The organism is Bacillus sp. EKM206B (assembly GCF_011066015.1).
Classification (GTDB): Bacteria; Bacillota; Bacilli; order Bacillales; family Bacillaceae; genus Bacillus; species Bacillus velezensis.
The window spans coordinates 229,236-248,970 of sequence record NZ_JAAMNL010000003.1 but is presented as its reverse complement, the minus strand read 5'-3'; the positions used below and the strand labels follow the sequence as shown (position 1 = coordinate 248,970).

General features: G+C 44.5%; 20 protein-coding genes. 19 read left to right on the top strand and 1 reads right to left on the bottom strand.

All coding sequences use genetic code 11. The annotated features are described in order from the left end of the window. Positions 1-139 precede the first annotated feature (139 nt). From G9F50_RS07230 to G9F50_RS07140, 19 genes are all read left to right on the top strand, one after another. On the top strand, positions 140-1,420 hold the full coding sequence (locus tag G9F50_RS07230; protein ID WP_015387940.1) for a phage portal protein: 1,281 nt from the start codon (positions 140-142) through the stop codon (positions 1,418-1,420). Further along, positions 1,383-2,009, top strand: a complete 627-nt coding sequence (locus G9F50_RS07225) for an HK97 family phage prohead protease (RefSeq protein WP_015387941.1) — start codon at positions 1,383-1,385, stop codon at positions 2,007-2,009. The genes G9F50_RS07230 and G9F50_RS07225 overlap by 38 nt, the downstream gene beginning before the upstream one ends. A gap of 37 nt (positions 2,010-2,046) precedes the next feature. Continuing rightward, positions 2,047-3,339 (top strand): phage major capsid protein, encoded by a 1,293-nt coding sequence (locus tag G9F50_RS07220; RefSeq protein ID WP_165417710.1) that lies wholly within the window; start codon positions 2,047-2,049, stop codon positions 3,337-3,339. 33 nt (positions 3,340-3,372) lie between these two features. Beyond that, on the top strand, positions 3,373-3,789 hold the full coding sequence (locus G9F50_RS07215; RefSeq protein ID WP_043867125.1) for a phage protein: 417 nt from the start codon (positions 3,373-3,375) through the stop codon (positions 3,787-3,789). 17 nt (positions 3,790-3,806) lie between these two features. Next, complete coding sequence (locus G9F50_RS07210; protein ID WP_100001500.1) at positions 3,807-4,109, top strand: head-tail connector protein; 303 nt, start codon at positions 3,807-3,809, stop codon at positions 4,107-4,109. Beyond that, entirely contained in the window at positions 4,099-4,416 is a 318-nt protein-coding gene (locus G9F50_RS07205) for a phage head closure protein (RefSeq protein ID WP_025852580.1), read from the top strand. The genes G9F50_RS07210 and G9F50_RS07205 overlap by 11 nt, the downstream gene beginning before the upstream one ends. Further along, positions 4,413-4,811, top strand: coding sequence for an HK97-gp10 family putative phage morphogenesis protein (locus tag G9F50_RS07200; RefSeq protein ID WP_014305139.1), 399 nt, complete (start codon positions 4,413-4,415; stop codon positions 4,809-4,811). Before G9F50_RS07205 ends, G9F50_RS07200 begins: the two co-directional genes overlap by 4 nt. Next, entirely contained in the window at positions 4,808-5,191 is a 384-nt protein-coding gene (locus G9F50_RS07195) for a DUF3168 domain-containing protein (RefSeq protein ID WP_165417709.1), read from the top strand. The genes G9F50_RS07200 and G9F50_RS07195 overlap by 4 nt, the downstream gene beginning before the upstream one ends. Positions 5,192-5,205: 14 nt before the next feature. After that, positions 5,206-5,820, top strand: a complete 615-nt coding sequence (locus G9F50_RS07190; protein ID WP_014305137.1) for a major tail protein — start codon at positions 5,206-5,208, stop codon at positions 5,818-5,820. A gap of 58 nt (positions 5,821-5,878) precedes the next feature. After that, positions 5,879-6,247, top strand: coding sequence for a phage tail assembly chaperone G (gene gpG, locus G9F50_RS07185; RefSeq protein ID WP_061890675.1), 369 nt, complete (start codon positions 5,879-5,881; stop codon positions 6,245-6,247). Between the two features lie 206 nt (positions 6,248-6,453). Next, positions 6,454-10,941 (top strand): phage tail tape measure protein, encoded by a 4,488-nt coding sequence (locus G9F50_RS07180; protein WP_165417708.1) that lies wholly within the window; start codon positions 6,454-6,456, stop codon positions 10,939-10,941. After that, a complete protein-coding gene (locus G9F50_RS07175; RefSeq protein ID WP_165417707.1) occupies positions 10,935-11,774 on the top strand; it encodes a phage tail domain-containing protein in 840 nt (279 codons plus the stop codon). Before G9F50_RS07180 ends, G9F50_RS07175 begins: the two co-directional genes overlap by 7 nt. 14 nt (positions 11,775-11,788) lie before the next feature. Continuing rightward, positions 11,789-13,492, top strand: a complete 1,704-nt coding sequence (locus G9F50_RS07170; RefSeq protein ID WP_165417706.1) for a phage tail spike protein — start codon at positions 11,789-11,791, stop codon at positions 13,490-13,492. A 119-nt stretch (positions 13,493-13,611) separates the two neighbouring features. Next, positions 13,612-16,107, top strand: a complete 2,496-nt coding sequence (locus G9F50_RS07165) for a peptidase G2 autoproteolytic cleavage domain-containing protein (protein WP_260399191.1) — start codon at positions 13,612-13,614, stop codon at positions 16,105-16,107. A 12-nt stretch (positions 16,108-16,119) separates the two neighbouring features. Continuing rightward, positions 16,120-17,397 carry a phage baseplate upper protein gene (locus tag G9F50_RS07160; protein WP_165417704.1) on the top strand — a complete coding sequence of 426 codons (1,278 nt, stop codon included), beginning with the start codon at positions 16,120-16,122 and terminating at the stop codon, positions 17,395-17,397. Continuing rightward, positions 17,394-17,756, top strand: a complete 363-nt coding sequence (locus G9F50_RS07155) for a hypothetical protein (RefSeq protein ID WP_165417703.1) — start codon at positions 17,394-17,396, stop codon at positions 17,754-17,756. Before G9F50_RS07160 ends, G9F50_RS07155 begins: the two co-directional genes overlap by 4 nt. Further along, positions 17,753-17,941 (top strand): XkdX family protein, encoded by a 189-nt coding sequence (locus G9F50_RS07150; RefSeq protein WP_044802499.1) that lies wholly within the window; start codon positions 17,753-17,755, stop codon positions 17,939-17,941. The genes G9F50_RS07155 and G9F50_RS07150 overlap by 4 nt, the downstream gene beginning before the upstream one ends. Before the next feature lie 51 nt (positions 17,942-17,992). Next, on the top strand, positions 17,993-18,415 hold the full coding sequence (locus tag G9F50_RS07145; protein ID WP_154303293.1) for a phage holin family protein: 423 nt from the start codon (positions 17,993-17,995) through the stop codon (positions 18,413-18,415). Between the two features lie 41 nt (positions 18,416-18,456). Then, entirely contained in the window at positions 18,457-19,467 is a 1,011-nt protein-coding gene (locus G9F50_RS07140; RefSeq protein WP_165417702.1) for an N-acetylmuramoyl-L-alanine amidase, read from the top strand. A 56-nt stretch (positions 19,468-19,523) separates the two neighbouring features. Here G9F50_RS07140 and G9F50_RS07135 read toward each other — a convergent pair whose 3' ends face one another. Continuing rightward, complete coding sequence (locus tag G9F50_RS07135) at positions 19,524-19,718, bottom strand: hypothetical protein (RefSeq protein ID WP_063095592.1); 195 nt, start codon at positions 19,716-19,718, stop codon at positions 19,524-19,526. Between the last annotated feature and the right edge of the window lie 17 nt (positions 19,719-19,735).

Genomic DNA, 19,735 nt, shown 5'->3' with positions numbered 1-19,735 from the left:
AACGATTTTCTTTTTATCACAGGTGCAGCATTTATAGCGTGCGCCGCATATCGCTTGCATACAAACATCGGTCTTTTGACGACGGGTGTCTTTTTTATATTTTATGCGGTGTTAATTAGCAAAAAAAGGGGGTGATTGATTGTTTTTGGAAGGGCTGTTTTCAAAAAGATCAAATGAATCAGAGACTTGGAACCTTGCGAACCCTCCTGACTGGATCATTGATATGTTCGGCGGCTCAAAGACGGCCAGCGGTGAACGTGTGAGCGAATCAACCGCCTTAATTCATCCTGATGTCTATTCATGTGTGAATGTATTGTCTGATGACATTGCTAAGCTTTCAGTCCATACGTTCAAAAGTCGCCAAGGTGATATTATCAGCAGCATGAAACATCCTGTTGCTCAATTACTCTATTTGAAGCCTAATCGTTACATGACGGCTTTCACATGGAAAAAGCTAATGATGATTCACGTCTGTCTTTGGGGAAATGCCTACTCTTATATCAAAGTAGATAAAACAGGTAAAATCATAGCATTATTACCGTTAAATCCAGCCAATACACAGGCCTATGTAAATCCGAACAACGGTCTACTGTGGTATGAAACGGTCATTAATTCAAAAAGTGTTGAATTATATGCGGATGAGGTCCTGCATTTCAAGGGTATGACAGAAGACGGGATTAACGGGAAAAGTCCGATAGGCGTCATAAGGGAACATATCGGTGCTCAGTCTGCTGCAACCAAATTTAATGCGAAATTGTATAAAAATGATGCTACTCCCCGGGGAATATTGAAAGTCCCAACCTTAATTGATGAAGACGCAAAAAATCGGGCTAGAGATGAATGGGAAAAAGTCAATGCGGGCCGCAACATCGCAATTATTGATGCCGGTCTTTCATATGAATCAATTTCAATGCCTTTACAAGAAGCGCAATTTGTGGAGTCGATGAAATTCAACAAAGCACAAATTGCGTCTATCTATAAAGTCCCTCTGCACAAAATTAATGAACTGGATCGTGCTACTTTCAACAATATTGAGCACCAGTCCATTGAGTATGTGAAAAATACGCTGCATCCTTGGCTGGTATCCTTTGAACAGGAAATCATCACAAAGCTTTTTACTGATGGTGAAATAAATGAAGGATTTTACATCAAATTCAATGTAAACAGCGAGCTGCGCGGTGATGCAAAATCAAGGGCCGAGTATTACGAAATTATGGAACGGATCGGCGCCTTAAATATCAATGAAATTCGTGCACTGGAAGAGAAAAATGCGATTGAACACGGTGATAGGCACCTTGTGTCGCTTAACTATACCTTCCTTGACTCATTGGAGCAGTATCAAATGAACAAAGCTGGCTCAAGTAAAGGAGGTGATGGCAAACATGAGCAAGGAAGTACGTCATCTGACAACGAAAATTGAGTTGCGCTCTGCCGGTGAAGGCGAAGAAAAAAGGCATTTTATTGAGGGGTACGCTTTGAAATTCGAAAAATGGTCCGAGCCGTTGGGAGGATGGTTTAAAGAAATCATCAGCCGGAATGCCCTGGATTCCGCAGACCTTTCTAACGTAGTCGCTCTTTTTAACCACCGTCAGGATTATCCCTTAGCGAGAAATACCGTTTCTGAGGACGTAGGGAGGCTGGAGCTAGAAACAGACGCAATAGGTCTCAAGTTCCGTTTTATCCCTACAGACACGTCATACGCGAAAGATTTAATGGTGAATGTTAGAAGCGGAGTCGTTAATCAGTGTTCTTTTGCTTTTTCTTTGGATTACAGTCAAGGAGATCCGGACGAATGGCGACATAATGATGAAGAGGACATTTATGAACGCCGCATCAATAATATCGAACGTATCTTTGACATTTCTCTCGTAACGACGCCTGCTTATAGCGATACGGAGGCAGTGATTGGTGAACGCAGTTTAGAAAAAGTGGAGCAGTTAAAAGAAATGCGGACTGCCCCAATTGAAAAATTGAAAATGGAACTTGAGCTTTTAGACCTCACATTGTAGGTCTATTTTTATGTTCAAATATAAGGAGGATACCTGAATGCCAGTAGCAATGACAAAAAAAGAACGTGAATTAAGACAAAAATTCACACAGAAAAAACAAGAGGCATCCAATCTTTTGGATGAAGGAAAGTCCGAAGAAGCCCGCAGCATGCTTGATGAAGCGAAGGCGCTGCAAAGACAAATCGAACTGATGTCAGAAGAACGCGACTTGGAACTGCCGGCTTTGGATGAAGAGCGAAACTTTGTACCGGAACTTGAACGAAAACCTGATGAGGAACCGGAACAGCGCGACATCTTAACAGCCACAAATGAGTACCGGGATGCTTGGTTTAAAGTGTTAACCGGACGCAGTCATGACCTCGGAGAAGAAGAAAGAAGTATGATGCAGCGTGTTCTGAAGGAAAATCGCTCGTTGTCTTCTGGAAGTGATAAAGATGGGGGATACACTGTACCGGATGACATTTCAAAAGAAATCTTGAAGTCCATTCAGGAGCTAAACTCTGTTCGTAATCTGGTTCGTGTTGTGCCTAAAACAGCTCCGTCGGGGAGTTATACAGTTCGAAAGGGTGTAGCTGGAAAACTCTATAATACAGCCGAAAAAGAACAAATTAAAGAATTGAAAAACATGGAATTCGATCAAGTCTGGTACAACGTCAAAAAATTCGCCGGATTTATGCCTGCTCCCAGCGAGCTATTAAATGATTCATTTGTAAACTTCGTTCGTGAGATTGTAGACTGGCTCTCTGAATCTGCCATCGTAACAGAAAACGATGAAGTCTTTTATGGAAAAGGCGGGGAGACGAATGTTGAAGGCATCATTACCAGCGGAAAATACAAAACGCTTAAAGCGCCATCTGTAATTACGATTAAATTTCTACGCAAGGTTAAAAACCAAATTAACCGCGGTTATCGCCGCAGCGCAGTTTGGGTGATGAATACGGAGGCTTTTGAAACGCTGGCTAATATTGAAGATAAAAACGGTCGTGGCATTTTAGCAGAAGATCCGAGAAACGAGGACAACTTTTTGCTCTTCGGCCGTCCTGTTGAAGTCTATGACGAAATCCTTACGGATGATAAAACCCAGAAAACGCACATTCTATTTGGTGATTTTAAGCGCGGCTATTTCATGTTTGACCGTCAAAAATTCGAAATCAAATCAACTGACGTAGGCGGAGACGCTTTTCTTACGGATCAGACATATTTCCGTGGTATTGAACGTTTCGACGGAAAAGTAGTAGATCCGGAGGCAGCCGTCATTGTCACTGATCTTGTCGTCGGGGAAGACGCAAAGGTAGAAACGCCTGAACAGTCTGCTGATCTTGGAAAATAAAAATAAAAATTGAAATTGAAAGGATTGATCGACATGGCGAAATTAGACAATATTCTGAACGAAAGTAACGGTGTATTAACTTCTGCGAGGGACAACGGTAAAGGAGTGCCGATCACTGACATTTCGGTTGCTGATAACAGCGAAGAAAATCCTCTCTACGTAAAAGGCCTAAAGGGTGATCCGGGTGAACCAGGACCTCAAGGTGAACCGGGACCTCCAGGACCCCAAGGCGAGCCAGGCGAACCAGGCCCCAAAGGCGAACCGGGCGAGCCGGCAGTCATTGAAGAGGGGAGTATTGCACATGAAATGCTGGCCGAAAAATCAGTTCGCAGCAAAAATGTTGGGTCTGGCAGCATCATGTTGGATCATCTGAACAGTGAAGTGAAGGCTGTGCTTGATGGTATGCAAAAACAAATTGATGAACTGAAATCCGCCACTCCTGCAGAATGAAAGGCAGGTGATGCCAGATGACAGAAGCAGAAAAAATAGAATTAGAGAAAGTGAAAAAATTCCTCCGGGTCGATGGTGATCTGGAGGATGATTTGATTTTAGACTTTATCGCATCAGCAAAAGAACATATAACAGGTGCTACTGGCCTTACATTTCCGAATAACTCAGCACGAGCAGCTATGTGTGTAAAAGCTTTTGTGACGCATTGGTATGAAAACCGGGAGATTGCCGGCACGACATCCAATCTTGATGGGGTGCTGACTATGATGATCAATCAGTTGAAATATGTAGTTCCAGAGGTGAAGGCTAATGCTGAATGATATGCGGTATCGCATTCAATTTCAAAAAAAGAAGCCCGGCGGCCGTCTGCCTGTGGAGGGAAATGATAGCTGGGAAACAGTTATTGAATGCTGGGCAAAGGCGGAAGGCTTAAAAGGCCGGGAATATTATGCTGCAGCGGCCATACAAAAAGAAAAAACAGTTCAATTTACAATCCGGCACCGGGAAGATATCAATGAACATATGCGAATCGTCTTTCAGGGCGATTCATATGAAATTGAGGCTATCTTGCCGAATTATTCGCGGCGGCATTTCATTACGATTAAAGCGAATGTGGTGAGCCGATGAACTTTGAACTGGAATTGAAAGGGTTTAGAGAGCTTGAATCTACTTTCGCTGATCTGGCCCGTAAGGATGAAAAGATTCATAAAGCAGCAGTGAAAGCCGGAGGGGCTGTTTTGGCTGCGGAAATTAACGAGGAAGCTCCACGCTCTTCCATTGGCGGAAGTCATCCGCACATTGACGATGATATTATAGTCGGCAGCCGTATCAGGCGGGATGAAGACGGAGAGATATACGCAGTTGTAGGCCCTACAAAAGATACAAAATTCCGTGTTCACTTGCCGGAATTCGGCACGCTCCATCAAGCTGCCAATCCATTTATTCACCGGAGTATGGTAAAGGCGAATGGCAAGATGCTTGATGCTATGGAAAAAGTCATAAAGGCGGGATACAAGCTGTGAATCTTATCGAACGAGCTGAACAATTGAAAAACAGTTTAATTGAAGCGCTGGAAGCCCATCCGGCGCTTTTATCATTGGTTGACCCCGGCAATATCTATGAATTGGCAGTGCCGGAAGGGATAAAAAGCCAGCCGCCTTATATTGTCGTACAAGAATTAGATTATCGAACAACCAAATGGGCAGACGGTAAGCCTATCCAGGACAGCACGCTATATCAGATTGATGCGTACCACAATCAGTCTTGTGAATCCGTAATGGCTGCTGTCGTTGATGTAATGGGAAGTTTTGATTTCCAGACTTATGGTCCTATTAATGAGTTTTTACAATCTGAGCGCCTCATTCGAAAAGGTTATCGGTTTGAGGCCAATATTTTATTATAATTGGAGGTTTTATCATGCCCGAATACAGTTCTATGGTGGGATTGGAAGGCGTTAAGTATTCACCATTAATCAAAAAAGAAGGCTTGTGGATCGCCAGCAAGATCATTGATTATCCACATGCTATCAACGCAAAGATGGCAACCGATTCATCTACAGAAAAACAGTACGCAGATAACAAAGTAGCTGATTTAGCTGTCTCGACTGGCTCAACGAAACTCGACTTAGAAATGCGAGACGTACCGCCGGAACACCTTGTCAATTTATTTGGGATAGAGGAAACCAAAGACGGTCTATATCTTTTCAAGAAAAACGTTACTCCGCCGTGGATCGCGATTACCTTCTTTGGTGTCAAAGCAAACGGAAAAAAACGTCATGTAGGCTTAGTTCAAGGTCGATTTACTTTGCCGGATGATGACTGGAGTACAAAAAAAGAAAAAATAGACTTCCAGACCTCTAAATTGTCCGCGGAGTTTCTTGAAAGAGAGCAGGATGACGTGTATAAAATCATCGCAGATGAAGACGCGCCTAATTTCGATTTAGACAAGTTTTATGAAAAGGTATACGGCAACGCCTACACTTCATCTAAAGATGAACCCAAAGCAAGTAAAAGCACTGATCTTGGCGCTTAAAAAGGGAAGCAGAGTGCTTCCTTTTTAATTTCTATAACAATTAAAAGGAGGAGTCGACATGGCTCAAAAACATATTTCAATCAAACTATGGTTCGAAGATGAAAAGAAATTGAAAACATTTATTGCACCTCGGACAAATACGAAAACACTTATTGAAGCATTACGGTTGAACGCAGAAGCTGAAAAAACAGCAGAAAATTTGGAGAAAAGCATCAAGATTCTTGAAAAACAGCTGCAATTTATTGTTGGGCTATTCCGGAACCAATTTACTTACGATCAATTATTTGAGGGGCTGGAATCTTTTGAAGTGACTAAGGAAATAAGCCGCATTCTCTCGGAAGTTGCCGGCTATAAAAAAATTGAGGATGCTGATCAGGATTTTTTGCCGGAACAGACGGAGAAGAATACACCTACGAGCGCGGAATAGAGCAGATAAATGAAATTTACGCCACTCTCCTACAACAAGGGTGGAGTATGAGTGCAATTGACGAGATGGACATATATCACTATTTAGAGATATTGACCGAAACTAATAAACCAGAAGAAGTGAAATTTGAAGATGTCTTCTTTTAGACGGGCTTTTAGCCTGTCTTTTTTTGTTGAATCTTTGCCAGGAAAGCGGGGTGGATACATATGGCTCAACCAATAGGAAATATGGTCGTTAAGGTCGGCCTTGATGATACAGGATTTAACCGGGGTATTGAAGGCTTAAAAAGGCAGATGCGTCTGGCCAATTCAGAAATGAAGGCAGCCGGAAGCATCTATAAAAATGCTGGTGATCAATCAAAGCTCCTGCAATCGCAGATGGAGGGCTTGAGTAATAAGTATAAGATTCAAGGCCGGTTGGTCCAAGAGCACCGTCAGCGGTATGAAGAACTGGTCAGACAAAAAGGAAAAGACAACCGAGAGACACAGATTCAGGCGCGGCGTTTGAATGATGCTATTGCGGTTCATGAGAATCTCGGCAAAGAGCTGAATAAAGTCAGCAAAGAGTTTCAGACCATGTCAGACAGCAGCGGTCGGGCTGCAGGAATTTTTTCTGTTTTTAAAAAGGATTCAAAGGATGTATCAAAAGAGCTGAACGCTGTTTATAAATCTGCAAAAGCCACAGGAAAGGCATTAGCGGGAATTGGTGCCGCCGGAGCGCTTGGGATCGGTGCAACCGTTAAGGCCGCAGCGAGCTTCGAGAAAGATATGAGCCGTGTCGCCGCCTTGGCGAACGCAACAAACGATCAATTGGCATCATTAACAGAAACAGCCCGTCATCTTGGCGCCGTCACACAGTATACGGATGGGCAAGTAGCCGAAGGCATGCAGTATTTAGCGATGGCCGGCTATAAGACGAACCAAATTATCGGCGCTATGCCCGGCTTGCTTGCGACGGCAGCCGCCGGACAAACCGACCTCGGCGTAACGGCTGATATCGTTTCTGACATCTTAACCGAATTTCATATAAAGGCAGAGGACACAAACCGTGTTGCCGATGCAATGACGTATACGTTCACGAACTCCAATGCCACTTTGCAGGAGATTGGCCAAACGATGAAATATGCGGCTCCGGCTGCTAAAACAGCAGGTCTCAGTATGGAAGAATTGGCCGCGGCAACCGGTATTCTTGCAAACAGCGGAATAAAGGCAGACATGGCGGGTACAGCACTTCGATCGACGCTTACTCGTTTAGCGGCTCCGCCTAAACCTGCGGCTTCGGCTATTGAAGAATTAGGTTTAAAAGTGACAGACTCTACCGGAAAGATGCGCCCGCTGGCCGACATCATGGGGCAGATCACAGAGAAAACAAAAAATTATACTGAAACAGAACAGATCCGGATCGCTAAACAGCTGGCCGGACAACATGCTATATCTGGATTTATCACGCTCATGCATGCAGGTAAAGATAAGCTGGAAGAATTCACAAAGGAAATAGAAAACAGCGGCGGTATTGCTGAAAAAGTGGCTGACACGCAGATGGACAACCTGGCCGGATCTGTAGAATATCTGAAATCTGCAACAAACAATGCCGTCATCACCATGGGAAACCAGTTTATACCGATCATCAGAGCTGCTACTGACGGCCTGACTTCATTAGTGACATGGTTCGACGCCTTACCGAAATCCGTCGCAAGCACAATTGCTATTACGGCCGGAGCTGTAACAGTATTTTCTCTTTTTGGCGGGGCTGCCTTGCTGTTAATCGGGGCATTACCGAAGATCGCAGCAGGATGGAACATGCTCCGTACGGCGGGGGGATATTTAACCGGTAACGTCAATCGGGCATCAACAAGTCTCGGCGTTTATACGACTGAAGCCGTTGCGGCAGGCGCCGCATCCCGAACAGCGGCAGCTGGTATTGCGACAACTTCCACTGCCGCAACGGTAGCAGCTACCCGAATGGAAAGGCTCAACCAAACAAACACCGTGGCAACGACACGAGTTGGCCGGCTGGAGCAATCGGCAAATAAAAGCTCGAAAGCGATGCGCGGGCTTGGCGGCGCCTCTCGTGTGGCCGGTACTGGGCTTACTCTTTTCGGCGGTCCAATCGGGACAATTGCCGGCCTCGTTCTCACCTTTGCCCCTGAACTGTTAAAGTTCGGCGCCGGAATTATCAAAACAGGATTAAGTGCAGTAAAAGGAGCGGGCGGATTTACGAAGCTTGCAAAAAGCGGTTTCGGCCTGTTTAACATACTTAAAAAAGGCACTGCTGTTGTCGGTCTTTTACGTGGCGGACTTGGATTGTTAGGCGGACCAGTCGGCGCGCTCATTACGGGTGTGACCCTTTTAGCTGATGCAGGATTTAAGTATTATGACAATTTAAAGAAACGAGTGCTTCCGGCGACAATTGATTTTGGAGACGGTGTATCAAAATCCACAGCAAAAGCCGTCAATGCCTATGAAGACATGAACATTGAGGTTACGGCCAAGCTGAACACCCTGAAAGCGACCAATGCTACCATCACGAACGATATCGCAGATGACATGTCAAAGCGCTTTAAAGACATGGGAGATTCTTTGAAAAACGGATACAAAACCAGCGCGACCAATGCAACTAAAGTGCTAAAAGAATTTTATGCTTCTAATAAAGGGATGTCTGATAAAGAAGAAAATAAAATCATTGGCAAAATTGATGCTTATAACGAGAAAAAACAAAAGAAGATCCAAAAGTATGTTGATCGAGTAGATGAAATTTATAGGACTGCCGCCCGTGAAAATCGAAAAACCACGGAAAAAGAAAATAAAGAAATAGCTAAAATTCAAGGCAAAATGCTTGCTGAAATGGAGACTGCACTCTCACGTAGCAAGGACGAGCAAACCAAAATCTCCAAAAAATTAAAAGAAGAAACGTCTAATCTTTCTGCAAAGCAAGCGGCGGCCGTAGTAAAAGACAGTAACAATGCAAAAGAGAAAACGATTAAAGCAGCTAAGAAACAACGTGATGCCGTTATTGATGCCGCTGATGAACAGTATTATGTGAAAGGTTCAATTTCTAAGAAAGAACACGATAAAACCGTTAAAAATGCAAAGAGTCAGGCTAAAAAGACAATTAGTGAAGCGGAGAAAACTCATAAAGGTGTCGTAGAAGAGGCAAAAAAACAAGCTGAAGGCCATATCAGTCAAGTTGATTGGGAAAAAGGTGAAGTGCTTGGTGTCTGGGATCAGTTAAAAGTAGATTTAGCAACCAAAGTAAACGCTATAACTGACGGTATAAATACAGTTTTGGAATTTATGCACATTCCTACAATTCCCCAGTGGAAGCCGGCAGGTTACGACAGTCGCCAGTCTTCTACAATGCAAATCGCACCGGGGTTAGCCTATGCCAAAGGAACAGACTTCCACCCCGGCGGCCGGGCATTAGTCGGAGAGGAAGGATGGGAGCTTGCTCACACGCCCGGTATCGGCACTTACATTGTCGGAATGGGCGGCCCACAAGTGTGGGATCTTCCGCGCGGCACGTCTGTTCTTCCGCACGCTCAGTCGAAAGAAGCAACTGCCACAGGGCTTCCCGGTTATGCAAATGGGGTCGGAAACTTCTTCAAAAATGCGTTTGAGGGATCAAAAAAGCTGGTGAAAGGCGCTGTCTCTGTCGGGAAGAATGTCATTGGCAAAACGAAGGATGTCGCTTCTAACGTTATGGAAATGATTATGAAAGGGCCGCAAAAGATAATCAGCAGCATTTTCAAAGGCATGATCCCGTTTAAAACAGGAACCGGAATTGACGGGTTAGGGACTGGTATTCTCAAAACGCTAAAAAGCGGTGCCCTTCAATTCTTAAAAGGGGTCTTGCCGGATGTGGGATTTTTTACGGCAGATGCCTATAAAGGCGCAACCGGATCTGCCCAGGTCCAAAAATGGGTAACAGAAGCCGTCGGCATCGCTGGCGTCCCGTTTTCATGGGTTCCCGGCTTGATCACGATTGCCATGAAAGAGTCAGGAGGGAATCCAAATGTCGTCAACAGGTGGGACTCTAACTGGAAGGCAGGTAATCCTTCACAGGGACTAATGCAGACGATTCCAAGTACGTTTGCCTCAAATGCATTTCCGGGTCACAACAACATTTTGAATCCCGTAGATAGTGTTTTGGCTGCTATTAATTACATTAAGGGGCGATATGGAGACATATCAAATCATCCCGGCTTGAAATCAATGGCGCGTGGCGGCCCGTACGTAGGGTATGCAAAGGGAGGTACTTCTCCGGGGCGTGGCGGCTCCAAGCTCGCCGTTCTCAACGAACGAGGATACGATGAAACCACCATTACGAAAGATCCGGCATACCGCGAAAGGAATATCGGATTATGGGCGCGGGTTGGGCGTGAGCTTGGCGTCTTGCCTTCTCTGCAGGAAGGGATGATCTCGAAGGCTTTACTATTGCTTCAAAAAGCATCCGCGGCACAGCCTGAAAATGATAAAAGCGTCAATATTGATATGACTCGGGTCGTGGAAAATCAAGAAAGGCAAATCAGTATGATGGGGCAGCAGATCGACGCTCTCCAGCAGAACATTCAGCTACTGCAACAGCTGGTCTTAAAAGATAACAACACCTATATTGATGGTGCCCGAGTAGATCAAACGAGTGCTGACCGATATAAAAGAAAACAATATAGAAACGGGGGTAAGCCGGCTTGGTAAAGCTATTTTTGGATTTTAATAACGGCTTGGGGGAGCAGAGCCTTGACAGCTTGCTCCCTCAATTTGAAGTGTTGAGTTTTTTGGCGGAAGCGCCGATTATCAATCGGGAAACGATCACGATCCCGCGGCGACATGGTGTTATCTCAGCACAGCACCCACGTGACGTGACCTATTCATCAAGAAAGGTTACTGTAGAAATATATTTGAATTCGAAAATTCACAATAATTTTTACATGCTTAGGCATCAGCTTTATGCTTTATTGGTGAAGCCATTTGCCTATTATATTTCCACTGACTTATGGCCGAATCGCCGTTTCCTTGTTATGTGTGATGGGAATTTCAGCATTTCCAAAGAAAAGGAGAAAACACATGCTGTTTTTTCGGTCGAGTTTACTAATATTACTGGGATTGCAGAATCTAAACATTCAACCAAAACAGCGCAAACTCAGTCAGGAGAGAACTGGAACATTGGTATGAACCTGCAATCGAATGACAACCTGTCCTATTATTTTAGGAATCAGAAACGTTTCTCTGTCTTTAATTCCGGAGACGTCCAAATCAATCCACTTGATCATGCGTATAACGTCCTGTTGAACGCCAAGGGGAAGAATGTAACGCTAATCAATCATACCAATGGCGAGAAATTAACGATTGAACAAGAATTGAAGAAGTCACAGCAGGTATCATTTTTAAAGCAGTACGCGCTGCTCAATAATAAACCAATAAAAACATCTGGACGTCTGCCGAATCTCGAAATTGGCTGGAATGAGTTTGAAATTCAAAATGCTGATGATTTTGTCATAGAATTTGACACACGGTTCTACTACTTGTAAGGCAGGCGGATTATATGGCGAATACAGATTTTATTAAAGAGATTGCCGGAGAGGCCCAGCAAATATATAAAAAACACCGTATTCTCGCATCACTAATCATTGCGCAAGGGTGCTTAGAAAGCGCGTGGGGCACAAGTGAATTGGCGACAAAAGGGCATAATCTTTTCGGTATGAAGGGCGAATACAACGGCCAATATGTCATTATGCAAACATGGGAAGTTATCAACGGAGAAAACGTACAAGTTCCGGCTAAATTCAGGAAGTACCCTTCATGGAAAGAATCTATACAAGACCTAGCAAACCTGTACTTGAATGGCCTCAGCTGGGACAAAAACCATTATAAAGCTGTCGTCGGGGAAACAGATTATCAGAAAGCAACTGCGGCTCTCGTCAAAGCCGGGTATGCTACCGACCCAAATTACGCAACAAAATTGAACAGCCTCATTTTCACCTATAAATTAACGAAATATGATACAACCGAGGGAGTACCAGACGAACCGAGTAATCCGAGTACACCAGATCCTGAGCCGGACATACCAAGTAAGGAATATAACGGTAAAGACATTACGCTGAATCAAAACTTGCCAAAAGACGTTTATTTCCCTCAACTGCATGTTTCCAGTCAAGACGGAAATCAAGTTGTCGAAGTCATTGGTGCCGATCCGGATCTGCTAGATGACACCACTGGAAAAAAAGATATTGAGTTTACGATCACTCGAACTGCTGATAATGGCATTGAATATGACTTGCTTATAAATGACAATATTCTTTACCTGGATGAAAAGAAATTTAACCATCAAAAATACTTTATCACGATGATCGAAGTCGATCAGGAAAAGACACTCAGCAAGAAAGTTTCTGCAAGCCATGTTTTCGTTGCCGTTTTGAATAACCATTATGTAGAAGAGACAATCAGCGGTACACTGACTGTACGAAAAATGCTTGATTTCACATTGAAGGGGACGAAATTCTCTTATATTTTCAAAGACAAGGAAAGTGAATTTGAAAGTGTAGAGCAGGAGAATTTTGGTGACAAGTTTGCGAACGAGCTGATAAGCGAAATTGTGGAAGACTACGGTTTAGAACTGGATGTAGATAATTACAAGATTTACATCTATAAAAAGATGGGAAAGCGTATCAATCACACTCTCGACTCTCGTTATAATATGCCTGGTATTAAAATTAAAACATCGACAGAAGGCTGCTCTACCCGGGCGCGGGGGTTCGGTGCGATTAAGGAAAACAGCAGCACAGACAGCAAAAAAACGGAGTACGTTTTTGATCCAGTCCTTTACAAGCACCCTGACGAAGATAAGTTCCTGCTTGATGGCATGCCGCGGTGGGCTGAGCCACTGCGCAACGAGCGTTATAAAAAAGAGTCCAGCATGATGACGGCGCTTAAAAAATACGTGAATCCTTACCCGAAGATGGAGATCGAAGTGGATTATGAATACATCTATGAGCCGAAGCTTCTTGAAATACAAGATGATTTTTGGAAGGGAGACACACTTCATGTGTTGGCTGATACAGCATACGGTGTGACTTATGAAGACGATGTCAGGCTGCTTTCCATTCAATACAAGCCCTTAAATCCATATGCAAAGCCAACATTGAACTTTGCTAATTTCCGTAAAGATATCCAGGATATCCGCATGGAGCAAGAAAAACGATTGAAAGATCAAAAACGTTATGTTCAGAAATTAAGAATGATGATTTAAAGCACCTCTATTGGGGTGCTTTTCGTTTTAGTTGAAAGGAGCGTTCTAAATTGGTCAGGCTTACCAAAGACTATGATACCACCCGAAATGCCCGGTATACATCTCAAATAAGGGATGACATGGAAACTATAGAAAATGGAATAAATAAAATTGATGATGATCTTAAAAGGCACCGAGCAGGAATTGCCGTTCATGATTCTTCACAGATTACACATGATGGGTACACCGTCGAAAACCGTTTAAAAAATCTGTTTGCGCGATTTACTAACCTTGTACTGAATCATGATGGTAAAGACGTGAAAGAAGTCGTGGATTCCCGCGTAACGACGGATGGGGAGATTGCCGCAACATTGAAAGACAGGCTTGATAGGGAATTCAGCAAGCTTGACAGGAAAATCAAACGCGTTGTAAACGTTGATGACTTCGGGGCTGACCCGACGGGAAAAACGGACAGCACGGAAGCATTTAAGAAGGCATTCGGAACCGGTAAGGTGCAGGTGGTTATGTCAGCTGGCATTTACGTCGTGAAAGGTTTGAAAATCCCTTCCTGGGTTCGTCTCGTCGGTCAGGGAATCGGCGTTACATTCTTAATTTTGAATGATGAGACACCCGCCTCAGAATGGGTCATTACGAATGCGGACTACGAAAAAGGGAATCGAAATATTCACATTGAAGGATTCTCAACAGACTGGAATCAAGAACGGCAGGGTGGTTTAAGGGCGACAGGCGGGCAGCATTCCACATGCGTTGCCTTTGCGAATTCAAAATTCATCTGGATTAAAAATATAGAAAACATTAACCCCGCACTTCACGGCATTGATATAACAGCGCCAACGTATGACCATCTGCCAGATACCGAGTATACAAAAGATGGCTGCAGATATGTATGGATTGACGGCTGCGTTAACTCAGGGTATGGGGATGACGGGATAACAACCCATTACAGTGAGTATATTTTCATATCAAACTGCCATTGCACAAACCCGACAGGCATCGCACATGCCGCGGGAAAGGCTAACTCTAACGGCATTGAGATTGATGACGGTTCTAAACATGTATGGCTGCTCAACAACTATACAGAAGGAAACATCCGAGGCGTTGAAGTTAAGGCGCATACCGAATGGCCGGCTTCCCAAAATGTTCATATCCTCGGCCACGTTTCATATCGGGACGTGCGGGCTTATGATTTGCGGCATATCGGCCACCATAAAGCAAATGATCCTGAGAGTACCACAGCTTATGATGTGACGTTAACGGACTGCACTGCAATAGAACCGGTTTTTAATGATCTGTATGAGGAAATTACCCCACGTGCTCTTGTTGTATCCGCATATAAGAACGTGCAGATTGTCAATTTTACCGCAATCGGAAATCCCAATTACGATTATAAAAACAGTCCGGTGGTTGCTTTTCAGTATCGCTGCAGAAATATCACCGTAAACGGTATTAAAATGAGAGGGTTCAGAAAGGCTTCTCATGATATTCGAGTGTACGGAGGCCCACAAAAAGCTGATTACGTGAAGATCTCAAATTTTGATATTTACAACTCGGCTCCTGCAGCTTTCGGTTTAGGCGGCGGGGTTTATCATTCAAGCATTATGAATGGAACGATTATAGGTAAAAACGGAACTGTCGGAATTGGTTCGCCGAATAATCAAACAACTATTGTAGGTGTAGAAGCAGCCGGGTATAAGATATCTGCTCAATTGGCCGGGAGAGAGTACAGCACTATCCCGACAAGAGTAAAAGGCGGCTTTATGGGCGGTAACACTTCCGGATCTGCACTGCATGAAGCAAGTGCCATTTTAGGCAGTACAGGTGACAACATCGCAAAAGGCCCGGCCAATGTTCTGCTGGGTGTCCGGGGCGGCTCAACAACTGAGGGGTCGCGTCAAGCGCTAATAGCCGTCAATAACTGCCACACAAAAGGTGACGGCAACTCAAGGGCTATTCTTGCAGCTCAGGGGGTTATCAACGATAACGGATACAGCGTTAGAGGCGGTTACGGGACAGGAACTGCCTCAACAAAAAATACGAGATGGGAGTTGGATTCGACTGGCGGTCATATTCGCGGCACAGGGCGAGTCGAGAGCGTCTCAGATTTCAAAGACTTCGCTGAGTATTTTGAGTCTGCTGACGGCAAGAAAATTGATTCTAGTTATCTCGTTGCACTAGAAGGCGAAAAGATTCGAAAAGCGGAAAAAGAGGACAAGATTCTCGGAGTTGTTTCGGAAACTGCGGGCGTGGTGCTCGGCGGTGCTGCGTTCTATTGGAACGAGCAGTACGAAAGAAATGAATTCGGCGGGTTGGTCTACGAGACAGTTTCCCGCGGCGGCGAAGAAATCCGTCTCCCCAAACTTAATCCAGACTACGACCCTTCTCTCGAATATGTGCCGCGTGACTCTCGGGAAGAATGGCATGTCATCGGCCTGATCGGTCAAGTCTTTGTCAGGATTGACGAAACAGTGGCCGTAGGGGATAGCGTATCAGCAATTGGCGGAATCGCGACTAAAGCGGAAAGCGGAGGCTATGGAACTGTTATGAGAATCAAGTCTCCGTATGATGCGGAAAAAGGATACGGTGTAGCTCAAATGATTGTTACGCCGCAGCACTAAGGAGGAAAAGGAATGTACAAAACGGGGGGCGTCGCATTTGACATCAATGCGAACCGGACAAACGGGCGAACCACGAACATCCAATTCATGACGCAGGACACGGGCAGCGCGAAGCTGTCTTTTTCTTTTACAAAGGATGGCACGCCGTTGCCTCTGTCTGCTGTAGACGCGAAAATCGTTCTATTGTATGAAGATGGGTCATTTTACAAAAAGAGCCTTGCCATCACCGACAAGGTGAACGGAAATGCGGAATATATGCTTTCAGATGAAGAGCTTAAGCACTATGGAACGGTAAAGGCTGAAATCAAACTTTACTATTCAAACGGGCAGGCGCTGGCGACTTCATTTTTTGCCTTCTCTATCGCCAAAACGTTAGAAGATCAGAACATCATTCCGACAGCTGACTATTACATTGACGATTTTGAAACGCTGAGAGACGGGGTAAACCACATTGTCGAAGAAATCAGCCAGACCGTCGAGGAATTACAGAAGAAATTCGCCGATCTGGAAGCTATTGAAACAAAAGAGGGCGCGCAGCAGAAGGCGGATGATGCAGAGGAAAAGGCCAGAGCTTATACGGATGAACATGCGAATGACGAAGAAAAGCACATTACAGTTGCCGAAAGAAAGGCGTGGAATGCCAAGGAAACTCCCTCCGGCGCGCAAAAGAAAGTAGACGCCCATGCGAACGATCAAGAAAAGCATGTTTCTTCAGCAGATCGGAAGGCTTGGGACAGTAAAGAAACAGAAAGCGGGGCGCAAGAGAAGGTAAATACTCACGCCAATAATACGGACATTCATGTTACCAAACCTTTCAAAGATACATTAGAAGAATTATCAAAGCTATTCACAGCGGGTTTTAAAGATGAGCTGGAAGAATTATTACGTCAGTTCACGGCCCATAATTACAACCAAGAACGGCATATTTCTAAAGCTGAACGGAAGACATGGAACGGAGCTGCCACCTATGCCAACATCATGCTGAAGAATGGAGCCGCTGCAGGGACGCGGACACCGATGTACGCAAAGTGGGGGGCGTTTTTAATCTTACGGGGGCATGTGAAAACAGACGCCGAAATTATATTTGGCTCCGTCCCCGCGGAATACGCACCTGCTGGCGGTTCCGTTATAACAGTTCCGTTAAGTGGTACAGGCGGCACAGCCAATTTGATCATTTATGATAATGGGGATTTAAAAATAAAATACCCGGACCCGGCGGACTCAAGTAAGATGGGCGGAGGCTACTATCTGGATGTGGTCGTCGGCTTTCAGGAAGGAGGGACAGCATGATTCAGGTTTATGAATATGATGAAAATTTCATTTTGACCAAACCCATTCCGATTGAGCCTGACGAAGAAGGTAACTATACAATCCCTGAGAATTGTACAACCGTTCAGCCTCCATCTTTCATAAAGGCGATGTATCATCCCGCTGAGAAGACATGGACGGAGGCGGCCACCCAAGAAGAAAAAGAAGCCCTGGAAAAGCAAATTGAAAGTGGACGGGTACCTTCTCCCGTCGATGAATTGAAAGCTCAGAACGCGGCCATTACAACACAGCTTGCGGAAGCGCAGAGCCTGGCCGAGTCACAAGCGCAAATGATAGCCAATCTTTATCTAGTGCTGGCGGAGGGAGGGAAAGGGGTATGATGGATTGGTTTAAAAGCGTTAAAACCATCTACGGATGGGGGCCGCAGTATTACAGTAATGCAGACGTGGCCCATTTTGTTGAGTGGGGAAGAATTACAGAAGACGAATACAAACAAATAACCGGCTTGACCTATCCGATGACAAAACAGCCTGTCAGTGTGGATTTAGGCGGCGCCGCAAACTGATCAACACCCGGAGAGGTGTTTTTTATTTTGCCTCGAAGGAGGTGATAACAATTGGAGGGAATATACGTGTGGATGAATTTTGAAACATTGGATTTAGCGAGAGTTTACCTGTTTGGGGGTGTGAAGTACCTTGATTTACTGCTAGTTTTCAGCATTATTGACGTCCTGACAGGCGTAATTAAGGCATGGAAATTTAAGAATCTACGAAGCCGTAGTGCTTGGTTTGGTTACGTCCGGAAAATGCTCAGCTTCCTTGTGATCATTGTGGCCAACATTGTAGATAAAATTCTCAATCTGAACGGCGTCCTGACATTTGGAACCGTTCTTTTTTATATCGCCAATGAGGGGCTTTCCATTACGGAGAACCTTGCACAGATCGGCGTTAAGATTCCGGGATTTATCACAGACCGTTTACACGTAATTGAAAATGAAAGCGAAAAAACAACCAATAAAGACGATCAAGCAGCTGGCTAATCCGGCTGCTTTTTTTATTACTCAAAAGGAGACGATGAAACATGGTGAAAATCACTAAAGACTTTATTCCAGTGGGGCACAATAACAGACCGGGATACGCAATGAACCCGACATACATCACAGTTCATAACACGTCAAACACGACACAAGGGGCAAGCGCAGCCATGCACGCCCGTTATGAGAAAAATCCGGAAACACCCACCAGCTGGCACTTTACAGTAGACGACAAAGAGATTTATCAACACCTACCCTTGAATGAAAGCGGTTGGCACGCGGGCGACGGAAACGGCACCGGCAACCGGAAATCTATCGGCATTGAAATTTGTGAGAATAGTGATGGGGATTTTGAAAAAGCCGTGGCAAATGCGCAATGGCTGATCAAAAAGCTCATGAAGGATCAGGGTATTTCCCTTGCAAACGTGGTCCCTCACCAGCACTGGTCCGGCAAGTATTGTCCGCGCAAGCTGCTTGATCGATGGGACTCCTTTAAAGCCGGTATCAGCGGCGCCCCGTCTAAAACGGTAAATTCTCCTGTTGATAAAACAAAAGAATCTTATATTAAAAATACAGTTGTTGCTGACAGCCTTAATGTGAGAACTCAGCGCAATGCCAACTCGTCTATTGTGCTTGCTCTTCCTAAAGGTTCGACTGTCCAATATAAAAAAGGATCGACTCAAAATGGTTGGGGTTACATTAAATATACCAATTCTAAAGGAGCCACATACAGCGGTTACGTTAACGTAAGATATATCAAGAGCGATGCAGAGTTAGGGAAAACCCCTTCAAAATCTGCTCCTGCTAAATCTTCAAACAAGACTAGCGGGGGGATTAAGTCTGTAGGCAAAATTAAAATTGTTGGTGTTAAAAGTGCAGCCATTATTATGGACAAACCAGACCGTAAAAACGCCAAGAATGTGGATACAATTGGTCTCGGCAAGACAATTAACATCTCAGGTTCTGTTAAAGGTTCAAACAACTCTAAGGGCTATTGGGAAGTCATCCACGACGGCAAACGGCGGTATGTGTCTGGACAATATGGAAAAATGGTTTAAGTAAGTTGTCCCTTGTCAAAGGGGAAAAAAGCCCCTCTGATCATGAGGGGCTTTTTTTAATTGCTGCGCGAACCGATAACGGCCCTTCCCGCCAATTCAATTAATACGTAAACCACGAAGAAAATGACGAGCCAGCTAAAAAAATCAGCCCACACATTTTTCAAGTTCAATACTCCGACATTGTCTAATCCCGTTTGTATAAACATAGAAATCACAGTTGCAATCAATACATAAAGAAACCACAGTTTCATTTAATCACTCCTAGATG

What these genes read in the sequence shown, in the direction of transcription:
- gpG (WP_061890675.1), top strand. Translation starts at nt 5,879, where the DNA reads ATGGCTCAAAAACATATTTCAATCAAACTATGGTTCGAAGATGAAAAG.
- G9F50_RS07225 (WP_015387941.1), top strand. Translation starts at nt 1,383, where the DNA reads ATGAGCAAGGAAGTACGTCATCTGACAACGAAAATTGAGTTGCGCTCT.
- G9F50_RS07190 (WP_014305137.1), top strand. Translation starts at nt 5,206, where the DNA reads ATGCCCGAATACAGTTCTATGGTGGGATTGGAAGGCGTTAAGTATTCA.
- G9F50_RS07150 (WP_044802499.1), top strand. Translation starts at nt 17,753, where the DNA reads ATGATGGATTGGTTTAAAAGCGTTAAAACCATCTACGGATGGGGGCCG.
- G9F50_RS07170 (WP_165417706.1), top strand. Translation starts at nt 11,789, where the DNA reads ATGGCGAATACAGATTTTATTAAAGAGATTGCCGGAGAGGCCCAGCAA.
- G9F50_RS07165 (WP_260399191.1), top strand. Translation starts at nt 13,612, where the DNA reads ATGGAAACTATAGAAAATGGAATAAATAAAATTGATGATGATCTTAAA.
- G9F50_RS07135 (WP_063095592.1), bottom strand. Translation starts at nt 19,718, where the DNA reads ATGAAACTGTGGTTTCTTTATGTATTGATTGCAACTGTGATTTCTATG.
- G9F50_RS07215 (WP_043867125.1), top strand. Translation starts at nt 3,373, where the DNA reads ATGGCGAAATTAGACAATATTCTGAACGAAAGTAACGGTGTATTAACT.
- G9F50_RS07220 (WP_165417710.1), top strand. Translation starts at nt 2,047, where the DNA reads ATGCCAGTAGCAATGACAAAAAAAGAACGTGAATTAAGACAAAAATTC.
- G9F50_RS07155 (WP_165417703.1), top strand. Translation starts at nt 17,394, where the DNA reads ATGATTCAGGTTTATGAATATGATGAAAATTTCATTTTGACCAAACCC.
- G9F50_RS07180 (WP_165417708.1), top strand. Translation starts at nt 6,454, where the DNA reads ATGGCTCAACCAATAGGAAATATGGTCGTTAAGGTCGGCCTTGATGAT.
- G9F50_RS07200 (WP_014305139.1), top strand. Translation starts at nt 4,413, where the DNA reads ATGAACTTTGAACTGGAATTGAAAGGGTTTAGAGAGCTTGAATCTACT.
- G9F50_RS07160 (WP_165417704.1), top strand. Translation starts at nt 16,120, where the DNA reads ATGTACAAAACGGGGGGCGTCGCATTTGACATCAATGCGAACCGGACA.
- G9F50_RS07205 (WP_025852580.1), top strand. Translation starts at nt 4,099, where the DNA reads ATGCTGAATGATATGCGGTATCGCATTCAATTTCAAAAAAAGAAGCCC.
- G9F50_RS07210 (WP_100001500.1), top strand. Translation starts at nt 3,807, where the DNA reads ATGACAGAAGCAGAAAAAATAGAATTAGAGAAAGTGAAAAAATTCCTC.
- G9F50_RS07140 (WP_165417702.1), top strand. Translation starts at nt 18,457, where the DNA reads ATGGTGAAAATCACTAAAGACTTTATTCCAGTGGGGCACAATAACAGA.